At 58.8% G+C, this 20669-nt stretch carries 21 protein-coding genes and 1 tRNA gene; 7 read left to right on the top strand and 15 right to left on the bottom strand.

Annotation, left to right across the window (positions count from 1 at the left end; translation table 11 throughout):
• The first annotated feature begins 61 nt into the window (after positions 1-61).
• Positions 62-757 (top strand): DUF1963 domain-containing protein, encoded by a 696-nt coding sequence (locus tag FQ192_RS02180; protein ID WP_149657172.1) that lies wholly within the window; start codon positions 62-64, stop codon positions 755-757.
• A gap of 681 nt (positions 758-1438) precedes the next feature.
• Positions 1439-3577, top strand: coding sequence for a bifunctional mannitol-1-phosphate dehydrogenase/phosphatase (gene mtlD, locus FQ192_RS02185; RefSeq protein WP_149657173.1), 2139 nt, complete (start codon positions 1439-1441; stop codon positions 3575-3577).
• Positions 3578-3803: 226 nt separating this feature from the next.
• Here the strand turns inward: mtlD and FQ192_RS02190 are convergent, their stop codons facing one another.
• The 7 genes from FQ192_RS02190 to dapA all read right to left on the bottom strand — a co-directional run bounded on the left by FQ192_RS02190 (position 3804) and on the right by dapA (position 8435).
• Positions 3804-4238, bottom strand: a complete 435-nt coding sequence (locus FQ192_RS02190) for a DUF86 domain-containing protein (protein WP_149657174.1) — start codon at positions 4236-4238, stop codon at positions 3804-3806.
• Positions 4228-4623, bottom strand: a complete 396-nt coding sequence (locus tag FQ192_RS02195; protein WP_149657175.1) for a nucleotidyltransferase domain-containing protein — start codon at positions 4621-4623, stop codon at positions 4228-4230. Before FQ192_RS02195 ends, FQ192_RS02190 begins: the two co-directional genes overlap by 11 nt.
• A 119-nt stretch (positions 4624-4742) precedes the next feature.
• A tRNA-Ser gene (locus FQ192_RS02200) sits at positions 4743-4832 on the bottom strand.
• 84 nt (positions 4833-4916) lie between these two features.
• Positions 4917-5630, bottom strand: coding sequence for a phosphoribosylaminoimidazolesuccinocarboxamide synthase (gene purC, locus FQ192_RS02205; RefSeq protein WP_149657176.1), 714 nt, complete (start codon positions 5628-5630; stop codon positions 4917-4919).
• A gap of 28 nt (positions 5631-5658) precedes the next feature.
• A complete protein-coding gene (locus FQ192_RS02210; RefSeq protein ID WP_123406244.1) occupies positions 5659-6417 on the bottom strand; it encodes an MBL fold metallo-hydrolase in 759 nt (252 codons plus the stop codon).
• Positions 6418-6423: 6 nt separating this feature from the next.
• Positions 6424-7539, bottom strand: a complete 1116-nt coding sequence (gene bamC / locus FQ192_RS02215; RefSeq protein ID WP_149657177.1) for an outer membrane protein assembly factor BamC — start codon at positions 7537-7539, stop codon at positions 6424-6426.
• 17 nt (positions 7540-7556) lie between these two features.
• Positions 7557-8435 (bottom strand): 4-hydroxy-tetrahydrodipicolinate synthase, encoded by an 879-nt coding sequence (dapA, locus tag FQ192_RS02220; RefSeq protein ID WP_149657178.1) that lies wholly within the window; start codon positions 8433-8435, stop codon positions 7557-7559.
• A 328-nt stretch (positions 8436-8763) separates the two neighbouring features.
• On the opposite strand from dapA, the gene FQ192_RS02230 reads away from it, so the two are divergent.
• Both FQ192_RS02230 and FQ192_RS02235 read left to right on the top strand, forming a co-directional pair.
• The gene (locus tag FQ192_RS02230; RefSeq protein WP_054046705.1) at positions 8764-9324 is read left to right on the top strand and encodes a glycine cleavage system protein R; all 561 of its coding nucleotides are present in this window, start codon (positions 8764-8766) and stop codon (positions 9322-9324) included.
• A 10-nt stretch (positions 9325-9334) separates the two neighbouring features.
• On the top strand, positions 9335-9808 hold the full coding sequence (locus tag FQ192_RS02235) for a peroxiredoxin (RefSeq protein WP_123597202.1): 474 nt from the start codon (positions 9335-9337) through the stop codon (positions 9806-9808).
• 120 nt (positions 9809-9928) lie between these two features.
• On the opposite strand, the gene FQ192_RS02240 is transcribed toward FQ192_RS02235, so the two are convergent.
• Both FQ192_RS02240 and FQ192_RS02245 read right to left on the bottom strand, forming a co-directional pair.
• Positions 9929-10999, bottom strand: coding sequence for an AI-2E family transporter (locus tag FQ192_RS02240; protein ID WP_149657180.1), 1071 nt, complete (start codon positions 10997-10999; stop codon positions 9929-9931).
• Between the two features lie 31 nt (positions 11000-11030).
• Complete coding sequence (locus FQ192_RS02245; protein ID WP_133837453.1) at positions 11031-11270, bottom strand: sulfurtransferase TusA family protein; 240 nt, start codon at positions 11268-11270, stop codon at positions 11031-11033.
• Between the two features lie 98 nt (positions 11271-11368).
• Between FQ192_RS02245 and FQ192_RS02250 the strand changes: the two genes are divergently transcribed.
• On the top strand, positions 11369-12802 hold the full coding sequence (locus FQ192_RS02250; protein ID WP_149657181.1) for a M48 family metalloprotease: 1434 nt from the start codon (positions 11369-11371) through the stop codon (positions 12800-12802).
• A 77-nt stretch (positions 12803-12879) separates the two neighbouring features.
• Here FQ192_RS02250 and FQ192_RS02255 read toward each other — a convergent pair whose 3' ends face one another.
• From FQ192_RS02255 to rpoE, 4 genes are all read right to left on the bottom strand, one after another.
• Positions 12880-14304, bottom strand: coding sequence for a DegQ family serine endoprotease (locus FQ192_RS02255; RefSeq protein ID WP_149657182.1), 1425 nt, complete (start codon positions 14302-14304; stop codon positions 12880-12882).
• Positions 14305-14550: 246 nt separating this feature from the next.
• Complete coding sequence (locus FQ192_RS02265) at positions 14551-15510, bottom strand: MucB/RseB C-terminal domain-containing protein (protein ID WP_149657184.1); 960 nt, start codon at positions 15508-15510, stop codon at positions 14551-14553.
• Positions 15511-15518: 8 nt separating this feature from the next.
• Entirely contained in the window at positions 15519-16106 is a 588-nt protein-coding gene (locus tag FQ192_RS02270) for a sigma-E factor negative regulatory protein (RefSeq protein WP_149657185.1), read from the bottom strand.
• A gap of 30 nt (positions 16107-16136) precedes the next feature.
• Positions 16137-16718, bottom strand: a complete 582-nt coding sequence (gene rpoE, locus FQ192_RS02275) for an RNA polymerase sigma factor RpoE (protein ID WP_007944079.1) — start codon at positions 16716-16718, stop codon at positions 16137-16139.
• A gap of 559 nt (positions 16719-17277) precedes the next feature.
• On the opposite strand from rpoE, the gene nadB reads away from it, so the two are divergent.
• On the top strand, positions 17278-18894 hold the full coding sequence (gene nadB, locus FQ192_RS02280) for an L-aspartate oxidase (protein WP_149657186.1): 1617 nt from the start codon (positions 17278-17280) through the stop codon (positions 18892-18894).
• Here nadB and FQ192_RS02285 read toward each other — a convergent pair.
• Positions 18863-19315, bottom strand: a complete 453-nt coding sequence (locus FQ192_RS02285) for a protein YgfX (RefSeq protein ID WP_149657187.1) — start codon at positions 19313-19315, stop codon at positions 18863-18865. The two genes, nadB and FQ192_RS02285, sit on opposite strands and share 32 nt — an antisense overlap.
• Positions 19299-19553 carry a succinate dehydrogenase assembly factor 2 gene (locus tag FQ192_RS02290; protein WP_007944081.1) on the bottom strand — a complete coding sequence of 85 codons (255 nt, stop codon included), beginning with the start codon at positions 19551-19553 and terminating at the stop codon, positions 19299-19301. Before FQ192_RS02290 ends, FQ192_RS02285 begins: the two co-directional genes overlap by 17 nt.
• A gap of 148 nt (positions 19554-19701) precedes the next feature.
• Between FQ192_RS02290 and FQ192_RS02295 the strand changes: the two genes are divergently transcribed.
• A complete protein-coding gene (locus tag FQ192_RS02295) occupies positions 19702-20643 on the top strand; it encodes a folate-binding protein YgfZ (RefSeq protein ID WP_149657188.1) in 942 nt (313 codons plus the stop codon).
• Positions 20644-20669 lie beyond the last annotated feature (26 nt).

Consider the following 20669-nt stretch of genomic DNA (forward strand, 5'->3'; position numbering starts at 1 on the left):
AACTCGACACTGCAGACAAGACATAGTTGACTGCAACACCCTGATCAGGAGTTTGGTTGTAATGGAGATACAAGAAATCAGGCGCCGCCTCGCGGTACCCGCCATCAAGTTCGTCGCTGGCGGGTTCCGGCCTACGCTCAAGGATGAGGAAAGCTGGCTGGGCAACGTATTCCTTTTCCGCCCGGATGAAGCGATCCCCAAAAACGATGCAGGCGAGGAACTGCATCCCTATGCTCAGTTTTTTCTACCCTGCCTGCCGTTTGCCAGCCTGGCCCTCAAGGGGATTCGCGTACTGACAGTCTTTGTCTCTTACCCGTTTCCCGAGCCCTTTGAACCCATGGGCAACAACTGGGTCATCCGGGAATACACCTTTGATGATGAGCTGGTACGCAAAGAACTGCCGGTAGCCAATACCTTCCTCAAGCCCTTTGCGCTGAAGGCCGAATTGGTTGAAGAGGACTTTCCACTCTGGGACGGCGGCGGTGTCCCCAGAGATCTCGAGCTTGAAATACTCGAACTTGAGCGATCTGGGCAAATCGAATCCTATTACGACGTGATCACTCACACCTACGAACACAAAATCGGCGGCTATCCCTCGTTCTGTCAGTCAGGCATGGACCCCGGCGATGATTTTGAATTCGTGTTCCAGATTTCGTCCGACTCGAAAATCAATTTGAATGTCGTGGACAGCGGGAGCCTGATGTTCTGGAAGAACAGGATCAACGGAACATGGGCCATTTACTACGATTTCTATTAGTAAAAAGAGGCCGCACCTTCATCCGCCCGTGAACGAGCACGGGCACATCCCAGCCCTCAAAAAAACCTCTCAACATGGCGTCAGGAGATTTTTTCATGGGCGAGTGATGTGCTTGCGCATGGGGCCATACCACCTCATTCCCGCTCGAGCTCCACCGCGCCCCAACCTTGATATAGACGCTTCCCATGCTGTATACCTAAAAAGACCCTAAGCCACGCCGCAGGAAATCACAGCGTCTTATGCTCGGAATCACACGTATCGATCGCCTTGTCGGCCCACTTTCCGCATCCCTGATTGCGCACTGTGGGCCTCACGTCAAACGCTTCGCTGAAGCAGCCACAGGGCTTGTTCCTCGCCTCTTTGCACTCCTCGCTGTACACCGCCTGCGACTTCGATTGTCGGACTGGTGCGCCCATCGGCGCCATTGCTCCGTCCCTCCGCCTGTCTGTTCCTGATCATCAGCCACTGAACCGGTGCGCCCTTCTTCCGTTTTTTCGCGGAGTTCGTGCTCGTCTGGCTTTTCCATCTGAACCCATCACTTCCTGAGCGAGACATCGCCCGGTCGGCCTTCGCGCCTCGAACCGTGCCCGTCGGCTCCAGGCCATCTCATTTCGCAGATGCAGTGCCCCTTTTCAGGCGGCTTTGCGTCGCGCCACCCCACGGTACAAGGAGTATCAATCAATGATTTTTTTCCAGGGAAAAAGAATATTCAGCGCCATCTTCGACATGGATGGCACCATGTTTGACACCGAACGCCTGCGCTTCAAAACCCTCAAGCAGGCGTCCAGCGAGATTTTCGGCAAGCCGTTGAGCGAGGAAACCCTGATCGGCTCGCTGGGCCTGAGCGCCAAGAAGGCCGAGGCCCTGGCGAAAGCGCACAACGGGGAAGACTTTCCCTACGCCGAGATTCGCCAGCGCGCCGATGAACTTGAGTTGGCGTATGTGCGCAATGAAGGCGTGCCGATCAAGGCCGGGTTGCTGGAAGTGCTGGAGCGTTTGCGCAAGTACGGCCTGACCATGGCGGTCGCGACCTCAAGCCGTCGGGCGATTGCCGAGGAGTATTTGATCAATGCCAACGTGCTCAAGTATTTCGACATCACCGTGTGTGGCGACGAAGTCACCCAGGGCAAGCCCCATCCCGAGATCTTCCTGCGGGCAGCCAGCGCGCTCAATTGCGAGCCGGGCCACTGCTTCATGGTCGAAGATTCGGAAAACGGCCTGCTCTCGGCGATCCGTGCCGAGGGGCAGCCGATCCTGATCGAAGACATCAAGCCGCCCGCGCCTGAGGTCAAGGCCGGTGCGCTTAAGGCCTATAGCAACATGCAGGAATTTCTCGGCGACCTGACCGAATGCATGCCCGACCTCGGCACCCCCGAACTGACCGAGACCTTCCCCCAGGCCCTCAATCAGTTTCGCGTCGGCATCCACGGCTTCGGCGCCATGGGCGGCGGTTACCTGACACAGATTTTCTCCCACTGGGACGGTTACACCCGGCCCTGTGAAATCATCGGCGCCACCCGTTCGCGCATGCTGCGTGAAACGGTCGACGCCTTCGGCCGGTTCAGCGTGCGCTACGGCGCCACGTCCTTCGACCAGACCATCGAAAACCTGCGGATGATCGACATGGACGACGCCGAAGCGGTGATCGATATGTACGACGTCGCGGAAATCGTCGGCCTGAGCCTGCCCGAGCCCGCCATCCGCAAACAGGCCGATGTCATCGCCAAGGGTTTGATCCGCCGTTACGAACGCCGTAGACGCGAACTGACCATCCTGATCGTGCTGAACAAGGTCGGTGGCGCCGCCTTCGTCCGCCGCCATGTCGAAGCGCAACTGTTGCTGCTGGTTTCGCCTGAAACTTGCCAGCAGATCCTGGACAAGACCCACTTTGCCGAAACCGTCGTCAGCCGCATCGTCTCGAAGATTTCCAACGAGGCCTTGCTTCGGCAACTGCGGATCAAGTCGAAGATCTTCCAGAACAGCCTTAGCGACGAACCGAGCGCCCCCCAGGCACTGACGACCACAAAGGCGCCCGAATATGAACGGCTGATCGGCCGTTTCCGGCCCTTCGCCCAGTCGAGCAACGCCCTGAGCCAGATGCACCTGATCCTGTTCAACAGCGAACCGGACATGCCTCTCTACGTCGAGCGCGGCAGCAACTTGCTAGAGCGACTGCGCCAGGTGAAAACCGTGGAAGACATCACCCAGACCCAGGTCATCAAGAACCTCTTGTGGAACGGTCCCCACGCGATCATTGCCTGGTACGCCAGCCTGTTGGGCTATTCGTGGCTGGGCCAGGGCATGGGCGACCCGCGCGTCAGTGCATTGGCTGAACGCCTGATCCGCCAGGAAGTCGGTCCGGCCCTGGTAGCGGAAAACCCGCAAATGAGCGAAGCCGTCGCCGGTTTCGCCAAAACCTTCCTCGAACGCTGCAACACCTCCTTCAAAGACCCGTGTGCCCGAGTCGGCCGTGACCCGCTGCGTAAACTGCAACGCAACGAACGCATCTTGCGCAGCATCGACCTGGCCCGCAAACACGGGATCGATTCTACCGGCCTCGAGTTCGGCACAGCGCTAGCCCTGCATTACGCGCTGCGTTCGACGGACGCCAAGGATCAGGAAAGTCAGTTGATGCGCACGCTTTATGAAGAGAGCGGGAGTGTCGAGGCAATGTTGACGTATACGGGGAGTTACAACGGCAAACCGTATCCGGGGCTGGATCCGGTCAAGGATGCAGGGTTGATTGAGGGGATTGGTGGGCATTTTGAACGGCTGGTAGAGCCGGATTCCGGGCACTGGGGGTGGCCGAAAGCGGGCTAGCCTTGCACGTCCTTGCGCCACAAGGGCGCCTTTTTAGCGCCCTTGTTCGTATGGACTTTAAATTGCCCTAAACAAAACCCCAGAAACGAAAAAGCCCCCGTCATCAGCAATGATTACGGGGGCTTCGTCTTGTTCAATAATGGCGGAGAGATCAGGGGGTAGAACTTTGCGCAGCTTATCGTTGGAGACGTTGCAGCGTATATATCCGCTCGGAAAGAGGGAGTTGTCAGCCCTGTTGACTTCCCAAACTCGCATCCCTGATCAAAATATGGGAGCTGAATTGCAGAAAGTCATCGAGATGATTGGTGATTATCGCCACAGTAATCGGCAATTGGAGGATTTGATACTCGTGTACGGCAATATTGCGGAACCCCACCATATTCTTAAGACTGCTGAGCAGCGAAGCGCTTACCCATCCACCCGTGGATAGCAGCTCAAACACGTCACGCGCACTCTGTGGCACCCCTAGACGCTCACGGCGAATTAGATGCTGCCCCATATCCAACGCGGCTTCGCAGGCACGCTGAATATTCAGTATCGCGGCGTCCTGACGAGTGAAATCAGTGGCAAAACTGACGGGATCCTTCTCATATTCCTGACGAGCTCGCGCTACACAACGCTCAATGCTCGCAGCCTTATTGATGAGAACATCATCGACCATACACTTTCCCTTCCTTCTGGATATCTGCCAGCAACTCCGCTCTTGCAGCATCCAATGCAGTTTTTTCGCTCAAGATAAAGCTTTCGAAAAGACCTGCCTGGCTGTCTTTGGACCAAAGTCGACGCCCTGTAGTCAGTATCTGGTATTGCATCACTGTTGATGCAGCACGCAGATCGAGCAAATCGACAGGAACACCTACGATATCAGCAAGCTCTCCAGACAACCGCCAAAGTACCAGCGGCTCGACCGCCCCTGCAGAAAGCACCGCTACATCCAGATCACTCTCAGCGCCAGCATCACCGGTCATCTGACTGCCGAATACGTACACAGCCAACAGATCAGGAAGTTGCGCCTGCAAGAGTGTCAGCGGTTTTTCCAGGTTCATGACTGATATCCAGATCGCCAATTAACGAAGACCGTACCAGAATTAGTCATTTTGTTTTTGCCCTAAACGAAAAACCCCCGACAACGTTGAAGTTATCAGGGGTTTTCGTTTTTCAATAATGGCGGAGAGATAGGGATTCGAACCCTAGGTACCGGTGAAGGTACAACGGATTTCGAATCCGTCCCATTCGGCCACTCTGGCATCTCTCCAACGGCGCGCATCATAACAACACTTTTGCCGGAAGCGAACCCCCTTAAGCAATTTTTTTCCGTGCTATCAGATGCTTGCGTCGATTAAAGCAGTACGCCCAGACGATTGGCGACTTCTTCGTAGGCTTCGATGACGTCACCGAGGCCCTGGCGGAAGCGGTCTTTGTCCATTTTCTTGCCGGTGGCCTTGTCCCACAGGCGGCAGCCGTCCGGGCTGAATTCGTCGCCCAGGACGATGGAGCCGTCGGAGAACACGCCGAATTCGAGTTTGAAGTCGACCAGCAGCAGGCCGGCGTCATCGAACAGTTTGCTCAGGACTTCGTTGACCTTGAGCGACAGTTCTTTCATGCGAACCAGTTGCTCGGCGGTGCCCCAACCGAACGCCACGACGTGGGATTCGTTGATGAACGGGTCGCCCTTGGCGTCGTCCTTCAGGAACAGTTCGAAGGTGTAAGGGTTGAGCTTCATGCCCTCTTCGACGCCCAGACGCTTGACCAGGCTGCCGGCGGCGTAGTTACGCACGACGCATTCGACCGGGATCATGTCGAGTTTTTTAACCAGGCATTCGTTGTCGCCCAGCAGTTTGTCGAATTGAGTCGGCACGCCGGCGGCTTCGAGTTTCTGCATGATGAAGGCGTTGAACTTGTTGTTCACCATGCCTTTGCGGTCGAGCTGCTCGATGCGCTTGCCGTCGAACGCCGAGGTGTCGTTGCGAAACAGCAGGATCAAGCGGTCAGCGTCATCGGTCTTGAAAACCGATTTGGCTTTGCCGCGGTAGAGTTCTTCACGTTTTTCCATGATGGGCTCCGCTTGCTAAGTAGGTGGGCTAGGCGATGTGTCGCCAGTCGAGCCCTGAATCTTGATCGGCCAGTTGCAGCCAGTCCGGGTCGCACCCGAGGGTGTCGACAAAACATTGCCGGGCCAGCTGCGGCAGGTTGTTCTTGCTGCTCAGATGGGCCAGGACCAGGTGTTGCAGGCCTTGCCAGCCCAACTCGGACACCAGGAATGCCGCCTGGTGGTTGTTCAAATGTCCCAGTTCACCGCCCACCCGCTGCTTCAGGAAGTAGGGGTAGTGACCGCGAGCCAGCATGTCACGGCAATGGTTGGACTCGATCATCAACGCATCGAGGTCCCGATAGCCGTCCAGCACCTTGTTGCAATACGAGCCCAGGTCGGTCAGCAGGCCGAAGCGTCGCTCACCGTCATTGAACACGTATTGCGTCGGCTCTTGTGCATCGTGGGCCACAGCAATGACTTCGATGTTCAGGGCGCCGATTTGCAATTGCTCGCCGCCGGCCAGGAAGCCTGCGGGTTCGATCGGTTTGCGCATCCCGCGCAGGGTGCCGCGACTGAGGTAGACAGGCAGATTGTAGCGCCGAGACAGCAAACCCACGCCATGCACGTGGTCGGCATGTTCGTGGGTCACGAGTATCGCGCTCAACTGCGCCGGGTTTACACCCAGGCGCAGCAGGCGTTTTTCGGTTTCCCGCAGGGAGAAACCACAATCCACCAGCACATACGTGTCAGCGCTGGCTATCAGCGTGCCGTTCCCTTGGCTACCGCTGCCGAGAACGGCAAAACGCATGTGATATCAGCCCAGGTTGTCCTGAATCACGCTCAACACTTTGCGCGCCACTTCTGCCGGCGCCACGGTATTGATGTTTTTCTCGACGGTGACCTGGACGTTCTCGCCAACCTTGCTCAGGCGAACCTGATAACGCTCGGCACGGGCTTCAACTTCTTCCTTGGTCGGCGCACTGCCGAACAGGCTGCTGAAGAAGCCAGGCTTCTCGTCTTTCTTCTCGGCTTTTTCGGACAGGTTGATGTAGTACAAGCCCAGGCTGCGGTTGATGTCTTCAACGCGCCACTCGCCCTGTTCCAGCGCGCGACCGACGCTCGACCAGGCACGATCCAGGTCCGGACCGACGTTCAGGATCGGGTTGCCGCTGCCATCTTCGCTCAGGCTGACGCGACTTGGCTTATCGGAGTCCTGGGAAGCCAGCATCGAAACCGAACCGCCCTTCTCGGCCGTGCGGCTCATGCTCGCGAGCATGTCGTCGACCAGTGCAGCGTCGAGGCCGGTGTTGACCGAGCGGTTGGTGAAGTCGACGTCGGCGGTGCTGCCGGCCGGGCGCTGGGCGCTGACCACGTAGATTTCACTGGTGTTGCGCTGCACGCCTGGCTCGATGCGGACCCGCACGCGGGTTTCGCTGTCGGCGCTGACGCCGGCCGCGCTCAGGCGCTTGGCCATCGCGGCGGACAGTTCGTCGGAATGCTGCCAGGTGGTGGTGAATTCGCCGGTTTGCGGACGTTGTTCATCCAGGCGGAAACCGTTGTCCTGGAAGAATTGCACGGCCACAGGCCAGGCTTCGGCCGGTGGGTGCTGACCCATGACCCAGCTCGAGTCACCGCTTTTCTGCAGGGTGTAGTCGCTGGCGTCAGCCACCGCCGACAGCGGCTGCGGACGCGGCACGATGTATTCGCCCTTGGCGGTGTCATCGGCCACGTTACGCGGGATCGGCAACAGCGGATCCAGACGTTTGGCGGTCTGGACATCCGGTGGAAGTTGCATCGGTGCAGTCTGTTGCGCTTCCAGGTAATCGCTACCACGGTCACGGAAGTAACCTTCCGGGCCCCAGATCCATCCACAGCCACTGGTGCTGGAGATAATCAAGGCAAGTGCGGAAAGTCCGGCCATTCGCTTCATGCGTTGTACTTCCTCAATTAAACCAGGACGCCGGACTGGCGCATGGCCTGCCGCAGCGGATCGTGACAGGCAGCACTGAGCCAGGTGAGCGGCAGACGGATACCGTCCGGCATCAAGCCCATTTCATGCAGTGCCCATTTCACGGGGATAGGGTTGGATTCGATAAACAGGGTCTTGTTGAGCGGCATCAGTTTTTCGTGGATGGCCCGCGCAGTCACGGCGTCGCCCTTGAGCGCGGCGTTGCACAGGTCGGCCATGTCACGCGGGGCGACGTTGGCGGTCACCGAGATGTTGCCTTTGCCGCCCAGCAGGATCAGCTCGACCGCCGTGGCGTCGTCACCGGAGATCACCAGGAAGTCTTTGCTGACACCGTCGATGATCGCCTTGGCACGGCCCAGGTCGCCGGTGGCTTCCTTGATACCGATGATGTTTTTCACGGTCGACAGGCGGATCACGGTCTCGGCCTGCATGTCGCACGCAGTGCGGCCAGGCACGTTATAGAGGATCTGCGGGATATCGACGGCTTCGGCGATGGCCTTGAAGTGCTGGTACAAGCCTTCCTGGGTCGGCTTGTTGTAATACGGCGTGACCAGCAGGCAGGCGTCCGCGCCGGCGCTCTTGGCGTTGGTGGTCAGCTCGATGGCTTCGCGCGTCGAGTTCGCACCCGTACCGGCGATGACTGGGATGCGCCCTGCAACCTGCTTGACCACGTAACGAATCACTTCGATGTGCTCGTTCACGTCTAGCGTGGCCGATTCACCTGTAGTGCCGACCGCCACGATCGCGTGGGTGCCGTTTTGCAGGTGAAAGTCCACCAGTTTGCTCAGGCTGTCCCAGTCGAGACGACCTTGTGCATCCATGGGTGTGACCAGTGCCACCATACTGCCCGCAATCATGCAACCGCTCCTGCCGGAAAAAGAGAGCCGTAATGGTACTGGCGCCAAGATGCTTGTACAAGCGAAGTACTGCGCTGCTGCCATTCCCCTTGGCGCTGCTTTTCGCTACCCTTCAGACTTTGATCGGTACTGATAAGCTCGTACGCCGGGTTCCAGCCTCCATTTTCGGCATCACAAGCCCCGATCCAGCGTTGCCACCCCTCGCTCCCGCCACTGCGGAGCACGTTGCAACCTTCGGCTCGGGTTTTCTGAATTCGTCTGCGCAGGGTCGCCCCCGGTAAAAAAAGCCCGTAGAAGTATCGACCGCTCATCGCTTTAGGAATGCTGCATGTCCACCCCCACAGTTCGCGAACAATTCCTTGTCATCAGTGCCCTCGGCGCCAACCCCATGGAGCTGACTAACGTCCTGTGCCGCGCCAGCCATGAAAACCGCTGCGCCGTGGTCACTTCTCGCCTGACCCGTCATGGCGAGTGCAGTGCCCTGATCCTCGAGATCTCCGGCAGCTGGGATGCCCTGGCCCGCCTGGAAGGCAGCCTGCCGATCCTCGCCAAGAAGCACGCCTTCACGGTCAACGTGGTGCGTAGCGCGGCCCTGGAGAACCGTCCACAGGCCCTGCCTTACGTTGCCTATGTCAGCTCGGCCTACCGCTCGGACATCATCAATGAGTTGTGCCAGTTCTTCATGGACCACAACGTCGAGCTGGAAAACCTGACCTGCGACACGTATCAGGCACCGCAAACCGGCGGCACCATGCTTAACGCCACATTTACCGTGACGCTGCCGGCCGGCGTGCAAATCAGCTGGCTGCGCGATCAGTTCCTGGATTTCGCCGACGCGCTGAACCTGGACGCCCTGATCGAACCGTGGCGCCCACAAAACCCAATGTAAGGAAGCTTTAATGGCCGTTGCTATCGACCAACCGGTTACCGACTTCGAAGCACCCGCCACCAGCGGGCAGACCGTCAGCCTCGCGAGCCTCAAAGGCAAGCAGGTGGTGATTTACTTCTATCCGAAGGACAGCACCCCGGGCTGCACGACCCAGGGCCAGGGTTTTCGCGATCAGCTGGAGGCCTTTAAAGCCGCCAACACTGAAGTTTTCGGCGTGTCCCGCGACAGCCTGAAATCCCACGAGAACTTCAAGGCCAAGCAGGCGTTCACCTTCGAGCTGATCAGCGACAAGGAAGAAGCGCTCTGCCAGCTGTTCGATGTGATCAAGCTGAAAAAGCTCTACGGCAAGGAATACATGGGCGTTGATCGCAGCACGTTCCTGATCGACAAGAACGGTGTGCTGCGTCAGGAATGGCGCGGCGTGAAGGTGCCGGGGCATGTGGATGCGGTTTTGGCTGCGGCTCAGGCACTGAACAAGGCCTGATTTTATTGACGCCTGTTCCGGCGCCTTCGCGGGCAAGCCTCGCGCCTACAGGGTTTGCGCCGTTCGCCAGATCGGGAACGACGCAAGTCTGCAGGCGCAAGGCTTGCCCGCGAGAGGTCCTCAAAGCAACGGCGCCACCACCGGCTCCTTGCGCGGCCACGCATCGAGCACAGCCTTGAACAGCGTCGCCAGGGGAATCGCAAAGAACACCCCCCAGAAGCCCCACAACCCGCCAAACAACAACACCGCGCAGATGATCGCCACCGGATGCAGGTTGACCGCCTCCGAGAACAGCAGCGGCACCAGCACGTTGCCGTCCAGGGTCTGAATGATCCCGTAGACCGCCATCAGGTAGATAAACTGATCGCTCCAGCCCCACTGGAACAACGCAATCAGCATGACCGGCACGGTAACCACTACGGCGCCGACATACGGCACCACCACCGAAACGCCCACCAGCAACGCCAACAGCGCCGCATAGTTGAGCCCCAGCACGACGAAACCGACGTAGGTCACGCCACCGCAGATGAAGATCTCAATGACCTTGCCGCGAATGTAATTGGCGATCTGCCGGTTCATCTCATGGGCAACGCGGGTAATCAGCGCCCGCTCACGCGGCAGGTAGCCGCGAACCCACTGCCCGATCATTTCCCGATCCTTCAGGAAGAAGAACACCAGAATCGGCACCAGCACCAGGTAGATCATGATGTTGACCAGCAGCGGCAGGCTCGACAACGAGAACGTCAGCGCCCACTGGCCAAACTTGCCAATCTCGCCCCGGGCCACTTCGATGGCTTGCAGCACCTGCTCGTCGGACACCAGGTGCGGGTAACGCTCAGGTAGCAGCAACAGCAGCGACTGCCACTTGGCGAGCATGCCGGGCAATTCGTTGAACAACGTGATCAGCTGATGCCAGAGCAACGGCACCACGACCACGATAAACACCAGCAACAGCCCCATGAACAACGCGAACACCAGCCCTACGGCCGCGCCACCGGGCACACGCAGACGCTCAAGGGTGACGACCAGTCCTTGCATCAGATACGCCAGCACCATCCCGGCCAGCACCGGCGCGAGCATGCCGCCCAAGGTGAGCACGGCGGTAAAGCCCAGGATCAGCAGCACCGCCAGCACCACGGCTTCTTCATCGGAGAAGTAGCGCTGAATCCAGTCGCGTAACACTTTGAACATCAATAATCCTTAGTCACAAACGCAGCCGGTTTCAGGCTTTTTTCAACCAATAGCGGTAAATGCCCGCTTCGTCTTCTTCACGCAGCAGCGTATGACCGGCCAACCGGGCAAAGGTGCGGAAGTCGCGCTGGGAACCCGCATCCGTGGCGATCACCTTGAGAACCGCGCCGCTGGCCATCCGATTGAGCTCCAGCTTGGCCTTGAGCAATGGCAACGGACAATTCAGGCCACTGGCGTCCAGTTCAACGTCATGGGCTACCGCGTCAATCATTGCATCACTCCGGGTCAGGTGGTTGAGCGGCTTAGAATATCTGGTCCGAAGCCCGGTGTCCGGCTACAGTAAGGTCTTTGTCGACTAAGGCTTTGTGCATGACTTTTTTGCGCCCTACCCTGCTGACGCTCGCTTGCCTGCTCGCCTCACCAGGCTTCGCCGACGACCTGCCGTCACTCGGTGATGCCAGTTCTGCCATTGTCTCGCCGCAACAGGAATACCAGTTGGGCCGCGCGTGGCTGGCAATGTTGCGCAGCCAGGTCTCGCAGCTCAATGACCCGCAGCTCAAGGATTACGTCGAATCCAGCGTCTATAAGCTGGTGGAGACCAGCCAGGTCACTGACCGGCGCCTGGAATTCATCCTGATCAACAGCCCGCAGCTCAACGCCTTTGCCGCGCCGGGCGGGATCATCGGGGTCAACGGCGGTTTGTTCCTCAATGCCCAGACCGAAGGCGAATACGCGTCGGTACTGGCTCACGAATTGGCTCACTTGTCGCAACGCCACTTCGCCCGTGGCGTTGAAGCCTCGCAACGCATGCAAGTGCCGATGATGGCCGCCCTGCTGGCCGGGATCGTGATTGCCGCCGCTGGCGCCGGTGATGCCGGGATCGCGACCATTGCCGGCACCCAGGCGGCCGCGATTCAGGAGCAACGCCGTTTCTCACGCCAGAACGAGCAGGAAGCCGACCGGATTGGCATCCTCAATCTGGAAAAGGCCGGTTACGATCCACGCTCGATGCCGAACATGTTCGAGCGTTTGATGCGCCAGTATCGCTTCGACGCCAAGCCACCGGAGTTCCTGTTGACTCACCCGGTGACCGAGTCGCGGATTGCCGACACCCGCAACCGTGCCGAACAGGCCAAGGCGGGCGGCATCGAAGACAGCATGCGTTATCAACTCATCCGCGCGCGGGTGCAGTTGGTCTACGAAGAAACCCCCGGTCTGGGCGCCAAACGCTTTCGCGCCCAGCTCGATGAAAACCCGAAAAACGATGTCGCTCGCTACGGCCTGGCCATCGCCCAGATCAAGGGCGGCCAGTTGAATGAAGCCCGGGAGAATCTCAAGCAACTGCTGGCCACGGCGCCGAACGAGATCATCTACAACCTGGCCCAGGTCGATCTGGACATCACCAACAATCGCTTGCCGGATGCACAGTCCCGGGTTGACCGGTTGCTCACCCAGTTCCCGGGCAACTACCCGCTGAATCAGGTCCGAGTCGACCTGCTGCTCAAACAGAACCGCACCGCCGATGCGGAAAAAGCCCTGGAAAATCTGCTCAAGTCCCGGCCGGACGATCCGGATGTCTGGTACATGGTGGCGGAGACTCGCGGCCTGTCGGGCAATATCATCGGCTTGCATCAGGCGCGCGCCGAATACTTCGCGCTGGTCGGCGATTACCGCCAGGCCATTCAGCAGCTCGACTTCGCCAAGCGCAAGGCGAGCGGCAACTTCCCGCTGTCATCGCGCATCGACGCCCGGCAACGGGAACTGATGGAGCAGGAGCGGATGATCAAGGACATGATGGGTTAAACCAGCCTCTTCAACAAAAAGCAGGCATAAAAAAACCGCCTCTTTCGAGGCGGTTTTTTATTCAGCCGACAACCGGTTTATTCAGCCAGTTTGAAGGTGATGAAGCTGGCACGACCTTGCCGCAGAACCCGCATCGACACCGAACGGTTCTTCGGCAGCGCCTTGGCGATTTCGGTGAACTCCTTGGTGGAGCCGATCGCCTGGTTATTCAGGTGCGTAATGACGTCGCCAGGCTGCAAGCCGATCAGCGAAGCAGGACCGTCCTCGACGTCCTTGATCACCACACCGCCCTTGAGGTCGTAGGTTTTCTTCTGCTCATCGGTCAGCTCGATGACAGAAACACCCAAGCGGTTGCTGCTGCTCTCGACACCGGATTTCGGCAGGCCATCCGACTCTTTACCTTCCTCCGGGATCGTGCCGACGACCAGTTCGACATTCTTGCGCTTGCCCTCGCGGACAACTTCAAGATTGGCCTTGGCACCCGCCTTCAGCGCGCCGACCAGATGCGGCAGGTCGGCAGACATGATGATTGGTTGACCGTTCATGCTCAGGATCACGTCGCCCACTTGCAGGCCACCCTTGGCAGCCGGGCCGTCATCCTGGATCTGAGCGACCAGCGCACCGGCCGGTTTCTCCAGGCCGAACGATTCAGCCAGATCCTTGTTCACTTCCTGGATCACCACACCCAGCCAGCCGCGGCTGACTTTGCCGCCGCTTTTCAGCTGATTGGACACGTCCATCGCAACGTCGATAGGGATGGCGAACGACACGCCCATGAAGCCGCCGGAACGGGTGTAGATCTGCGAGTTGATCCCGACCACTTCACCGTTCAGGTTAAACAGCGGGCCACCGGAGTTGCCCGGGTTGATCGGCACGTCGGTCTGGATGAACGGCACATAGTTTTCGTTCGGCAGGCTGCGACCGATGGCACTGACGATGCCTTGGGTCACGGTGTGGTCAAAGCCGAACGGCGAACCGATGGCGACAACCCATTGACCGGCCTTAAGGTCCTGGGATTTGCCGAGCTTGAGCACCGGCAGGTCCTTGCCTTCGATTTTCAGCAGTGCCACGTCGGAACGCGGGTCGGTGCCGATCAGCTTGGCTTTCAACTCACTGCGATCAGCCAGGCGGACGAGAATTTCGTCGGCATCGGCAATCACGTGGTTATTGGTCAGGATGTAGCCGTCAGGCGAGATGATGAAACCCGAACCCAGGGACGTGGCTTCGCGTTGACGATCGCCACGCGGCGAGCGCTGTTGCGGCATGCCACGCTCGAAGAACTCGCGCAGCGCTGGCGGCAGGCCTTCGAGATCGGGCATCTGGCCTGACACTTTACGATCAGGCAGTTTTTGCGTGGTACTGATGTTCACCACCGCAGGCGAGGCCTGTTCGACCAGTTGCGTGAAGTCAGGCAATTCCGCCGCTTGGGCAGAAACCGCCTGACCGAGCACGAGCACGGTAGCGAAAATGGAAAGGTAAGACTTCAAGCGTGGTATCGACATACGGCTCCCGTTACGACGAGCATGGTTAAGCGATATGGAGCAAGGAACACCGGGAACGATACGCCGGTATTTTTGTTCCGGGAACAACAAACAAGGCCAGAGCCGAGAGGCTCTGACCTATAGGAAAATTCGGGGGGATTTGCAAATTGAAATGCTCACTAAACATTTCGACATCTCAATGGTGGGATGGGCATCGCTGACCTCTCGCACTATCAAATCGTCGATCCATGAGCATTTTGGTTCAGCTCACTGTTTGGCTGTTGTAGCGCTGGAGCGCATGGAAAGCGCAATCCGTTCGGCGGTACCGATCGGGATCTCACCAACAACGGTCACCATCATCTCGCCCTGAGGCGTGGTCAAGCGTCGGGAAACCGCGACGGTTGGGCCCAGTTGAGTACGGGTGTCGGTGACGGTGCCGCCATTCAACGGTTCAAGGAATACCGAGAAGCGGGCCAGGCCATCGTCGTACATCAGACTGCTGACTTGGGTTTTTGTCTCGGGATCTTTGCGCGAGGAGCTGCTGCTGAGTTCGAAACCCGGCGGCAACCAATCCGAATGCCAGACCTCGGCGGTTTTGATCGCCGTCGCCTTGTCAGTGTCGAGGACAAGCGCCTTGCAGTCAGAGCCTGCCTGCAAATCGCTGTCCGACGGCGCGTCGGCGGTATCCAGTTGAGTGAACTGGAAACGCTCCAGCAATTGCCCTTTGTCATTCAATAGCAATGACTTGAGGGGCAAGCCGGTTTCTTTATCCAGGTGTAACTCGAAACTGTAACGATGCTGATCGAGCGGCGTCAGTGAAACAATCACCGCCGCACGCCCAGCCACACGCGACTTGCCGATGACGGCAAGGTCGTACCAATTCTTGAGCTTTTGTGGATCGAGTGCACGAGCGGCAGAGTTGGGAGAGTCCCCCAGCCCTGCGATCAGGGTGCCGCTGACGCATTGAGTATGCCCATCAATGCGCACGACTTCCTGTGCCGAGCCGTCGAGCTGGAGTAAACGCTCGCGGACCTTGCCATCCTGGACGCGATGCCAGATGTTATGGGTAGAAAAACTACCGTTACGCTCGTAAACAAAAGTACCGTGAAAGCTTTGCGTTTGCTCGGCCTGGCCCAGACGTGTCAACCAGTCCTGGGCGTCATCGGCGTGGGCTGGAACAACGAACCAGCCACTAAGCAGAAGCGAAAGTAGAGGTATGGCGCGCATGATCCTCCTTAACGGTTTTCCAGGCTTGCTGCACGAGCGTAAGGCAGAGCGCTTTCAGTGCCTTTCAGTGCAGCCTGTTGAGCATGTTGGCGCAAGTAGCTTGGCAGACGCTGATCGTGCCAACCCGGCTGACCTTGCAATACGCCGTTGGCCATAGGGCCAGTGGCTTCCGAACTCTCACTATAGCCTGCCAATACAGCCGGACCCTTGACTTGTGGAGCAACAAGGGCGGACTGAGTGGATTGCTGCGCCAATTCGACGCCAGCAATTTCGTCCTGGTTGTACAGACGAACACCCGCCAATACAGCAACGGTGACCGAAGCAGCGACGGCCAGACGACCCAGGCTACGCCATGGACCGCGAGTTGCCTTGGCCGGGACGGCTTCGTCTTCCAACGCAGCAGAGACTGCCGCAGCGATGTCCAGACGTGGAAGCAGCAGATCCTTGTGCATGACTGCCCGAGCGATCTGGTAACGAGCCCAGGTTTCGCGGGTTTCAACATCGTCAAAGGCATTCAGTACCCGACGCAATTCCAGCTCGTCCGCTTCGTTATCCATCACTGCGGACAGCGATTCCTGCAGGGCTTCACGACTCATGGCGTTCCTCTCTTGGCTGTCGCCGCTGTCTCAGTTTTCCTGCAACAACGGCTGCAGGGCTTTATCGATGGCTTCCCGAGCCCGGAAAATCCGGGAACGCACGGTACCCACCGGACATTGCATGACTGCCGCAATGTCCTCGTAACTCAGACCATCGAATTCACGTAAAGTTAAGGCCGTACGCAAATCTTCTGGAAGTTGCTGGATGGTTCGATGGACAGTGCCTTCGATCTCATCCCGCAGCAATGCGCGTTCTGGCGACTCGAGATCCTTGAGGCCATGATCGCCGTCGTAGAACTCTGCATCTTCGGAACTGACATCACTATCCGGCGGCCGACGGCCGCGTGAAACCAGATAGTTTTTCGCCGTGTTGATGGCGATGCGGTAAAGCCACGTATAAAACGCGCTGTCTCCGCGGAAATTACCAAGTGCACGGTAAGCCTTGATAAAGGCTTCCTGTGCCACATCCTGGGCTTCATGGGTGTCGTGCACGAAACGCACGATCAACCCGAGAATTTTGTGCTGGTATTTCAGCACTAGCAGATCGAAAGCTCGCTTGTCGCCGCGTTGGACGCGCTCAACCAGCTGCTGATCCTCTTCCTGGGTTAGCATGAACACTCCTCGATAAGCTCGAAGGAGGCTTGCATAACTAAACGACCAGACTTGCAAACATAGACTCGGGCTTTTCGCAAAAGTTCTCCCCCTCCAAGCAAGTTTCCTGCGGGCTCTCTGATTTGGCACGCACGAAAAGCGCAGCTCGGGACAACCCGGCTGCGCGAATAATCTTGTCATCGGTTCGCCGGCGAGGACCAAACCGCAGGTCCCGCACTGAAGCCGACACTGTCCCTTGATTCAGGCAACCCGCTATTGATCTTGGGCCCTTGGCAAAAGTTCCAAATATTTATAGCCGGGTGCAACCAACATTGTGCAACCGTGAAGTGAAAAAGAGTGTTAAATCCTCGATACAGTCGTCTTGTCGCCGAACCGGCGAAAAAAACATCCGACGAAGCGTCCAGTCTTTTCTGTCACTGTAGTTTCACAATGCCATGGTGGCCCGGCTATTGTGCCGCTCCCCCCCTCTATATACTAGTGGGCTGTATGGCTGCCTGACTCGCCGATCCAGGTGTCTTGCGCCAACCCCGACCCGGGTCGCTTTGAGCGGAATCCTGAAATGAGCCAACAGTTTCAACACGATGTTCTGGTGATTGGCAGCGGCGCTGCCGGTCTGAGCCTTGCGCTGACCTTGCCCGGTCACCTGCGCATCGCCGTCTTGAGCAAAGGCGACCTCGCCAACGGCTCGACATTTTGGGCCCAGGGCGGGGTCGCCGCCGTCCTGGATGACACCGACACCGTTGAATCCCACGTCGATGACACGCTCAATGCCGGCGGTGGCCTGTGCCATGAAGATGCCGTGCGCTTTACCGTCGAGCACAGCAAGGAAGCCATCCAGTGGCTGATCGACCAAGGCGTGCCCTTTACTCGCGATGAACAATCCGGCACCGAAGACGGCGGTTTCGAGTTTCACTTGACCCGCGAAGGCGGCCACAGTCATCGGCGCATCATCCACGCCGCCGACGCCACCGGTGCGGCGATCTTCAGGACGCTGCTCGATCAGGCGAAAAAACGCCCGAACATCGAATTGCTGGAACAGCGGGTCGCGGTCGACCTGATCACCGAAAAGCGTCTCGGCCTGGAAGGCGACCGCTGCCTCGGCGCCTACGTGCTCAACCGCGCCAGCGGCGAAGTCGACACCTACGGCGCGCGCTTCGTGATCCTCGCGTCCGGCGGCGCCGCCAAGGTCTACCTCTATACCAGCAACCCCGACGGCGCCTGCGGTGATGGCATCGCCATGGCCTGGCGTTCGGGCTGCCGGGTGGCGAACCTGGAATTCAACCAGTTTCACCCTACCTGCCTGTATCACCCCCAGGCCAAGAGCTTCCTGATCACCGAAGCCTTGCGCGGCGAAGGTGCGCACCTGAAGCTGCCAAACGGCGAACGCTTCATGCAGCGCTTTGACCCTCGGGCCGAACTGGCGCCCCGGGACATCGTCGCCCGGGCCATCGACCATGAAATGAAGCGCCTGGGCGTCGACTGCGTCTACCTGGACATCAGCCACAAGCCCGAAGCGTTCATCAAGACCCACTTCCCGACGGTCTACGAGCGCTGCCTCGAATTTTCCATCGACATCACCAAGCAACCGATTCCGGTAGTGCCGGCGGCGCACTACACCTGCGGTGGCGTGATGGTCGATCAGCAGGGCCGCACCGATGTGCCGGGGCTGTACGCCATTGGCGAAACCAGTTTCACCGGCCTGCACGGCGCCAACCGCATGGCCAGCAACTCGCTGCTGGAATGTTTCGTCTATGCGCGTTCGGCGGCGGCGGACATTCTTGAACAGTTGCCGCAGGTGTCGATCCCCATCGCCCTGCCCGTCTGGGATGCCAGCCAGGTGACTGACTCCGACGAAGACGTGATCATCGCGCACAACTGGGATGAGCTGCGGCGCTTCATGTGGGACTACGTCGGCATCGTGCGCACCAACAAGCGTCTGCAACGAGCCCAGCATCGGGTGCGGTTGTTGCTGGACGAAATCGACGAGTTCTACAGCAACTATAAAGTCAGCCGGGATTTGATCGAGTTGAGGAACCTGGCCCAGGTGGCCGAATTGATGATCCGCTCAGCCATGGAACGCAAGGAAAGCCGCGGCCTGCATTACACCCTCGACTACCCAAACCTGCTGCCGGTGGCCCTGGACACTATTCTGGTGCCGCCCACCTACGCCGACTGAACTTCAACCGGACTCGCAGGCGACGGTGCAGATCCGCTGCCTGCGCATCCCGGGGCACACAGATCGTCCTGACCCGCCGCTCGCCTCGCAGACGAAACCGCAGCACCACGACCAACGGTAGCGCCAGGCTGTCCGGCCGCAGTTGCACCGACTGCCAACCTCCCGCCTGATTCCACAATTGCCAGCCGTCCGCATCACGACGCAACCCGCGAAACGCCTGCGGATGCGTCAGTAAAATCTGTCGCGGCAACGCCCAAAAGCCATGAACCGCGCACAGCAAGATGCCGAGCACGCTAGCCCAGGCAGGTATAGAAAGAAGAAACAAAGAACCCAACGCGAACAGCTGGGCCACAACGTAAACCGCCAGCAACTGCCGTGAGGCATGCCAGCGGCATTCGAACCCATTACTTGGGCTGGACACGGTCCAGGATCATGCGAACCATGCGCTGAAGCTCCGGATCTTCCGATTCGGCGCGTTCCATGAACCAGCCGAACATGTCCTGATCTTCGCACTCAAGCAGCTTGCGGTAGCAATCGCGGTCGACATCATTGAGGTGCGGGTAGACCTCTTTCACGAACGGCACCAGCAACACGTCAAGCTCAAGCATGCCGCGGCGGCTGTGCCAGTAGAGGCGATTCAGTTCAACATCTTCGACCATGGAGCGCTCCTCAAATAGGCGGCAAGTATACAGCCCCACGCACGGTCGAACAGTCGGCTTTGGTCGGCCCTCCCGACCTTTTGTGAACTACCCATTTCATGGGCGCCCCCTTATGATGTCCCCCAGACTCTTTACCCTGCGATGACCCATGGCCGATTCTGCTTTTTTCTGCACCCTGTCACACGAAGGCGTTCTCGCGGTCCGCGGCGCGGATGCCGGCAAGTTCCTGCAGGGCCAACTGACCTGCAACCTCAATTACCTGAGTGACACCCAGGCCAGCCTCGGTGCCCGCTGTACCCAGAAAGGCCGGATGCAGTCGAGTTTCCGCATTCTGCTGGATGGCGATGGCGTGCTCCTGGCCATGGCCAGCGAACTGCTGGAGCCGCAACTGGCGGACCTGAAAAAATACGCGGTGTTTTCCAAATCCAAACTGACCGACGAAAGCGCCGCCTGGGTGCGCTTGGGCCTCGACCATGGCGATGCCGCATTGCGCAGCCTGGGTCTTGAGTTGCCGGCCGACACTGACAGTGTTGTGCGTAACGATGGCTTGATCGCCATTCGTGTATCGCCTGAGCGGGCGGAACTGTGGGTCGCTGCCGATCAAGCCGATGCGATCAAAGGCAAACTCGCTACCCTGCTGACCGAAGGCGAGCTGAATCAATGGCTGCTGGGCCAGATCCGCGCAGGGATCGGCCAGGTCATGCCGAGCACCCGCGAGCTGTTCATCCCGCAGATGCTCAACCTGCAAGCCGTCGGCGGCGTGAGTTTCAAGAAAGGCTGCTACACCGGCCAGGAAATCGTCGCGCGCATGCAATACCTGGGCAAACTCAAGCGTCGCTTGTATCGCCTGAAGCTGGATGGCAATGAATTGCCTGAGCCCGGCACCCAGCTGTTTGCTCCAAGCCACGGCAGCGCCATCGGCGAAGTGGTGATTGCCGCACGCGGCGAACTAAACATTGAACTCCTGGCGGTGCTGCAAGCCGAAGCTGCAGAGTCGGGTGATATCCATCTGGCAGCGCTCGAAGGCCCTGCCCTGCACCTGCTCGACCTGCCCTACACGCTGGATCGCGATAAAGAAATCCAGCGCTGAGAGCAGTATTTTTTTGCAAGACCCTA

Origin of the sequence: Pseudomonas sp. ANT_J12 (assembly GCF_008370045.1) — a bacterium.
Classification (GTDB): domain Bacteria; phylum Pseudomonadota; class Gammaproteobacteria; order Pseudomonadales; family Pseudomonadaceae; genus Aquipseudomonas.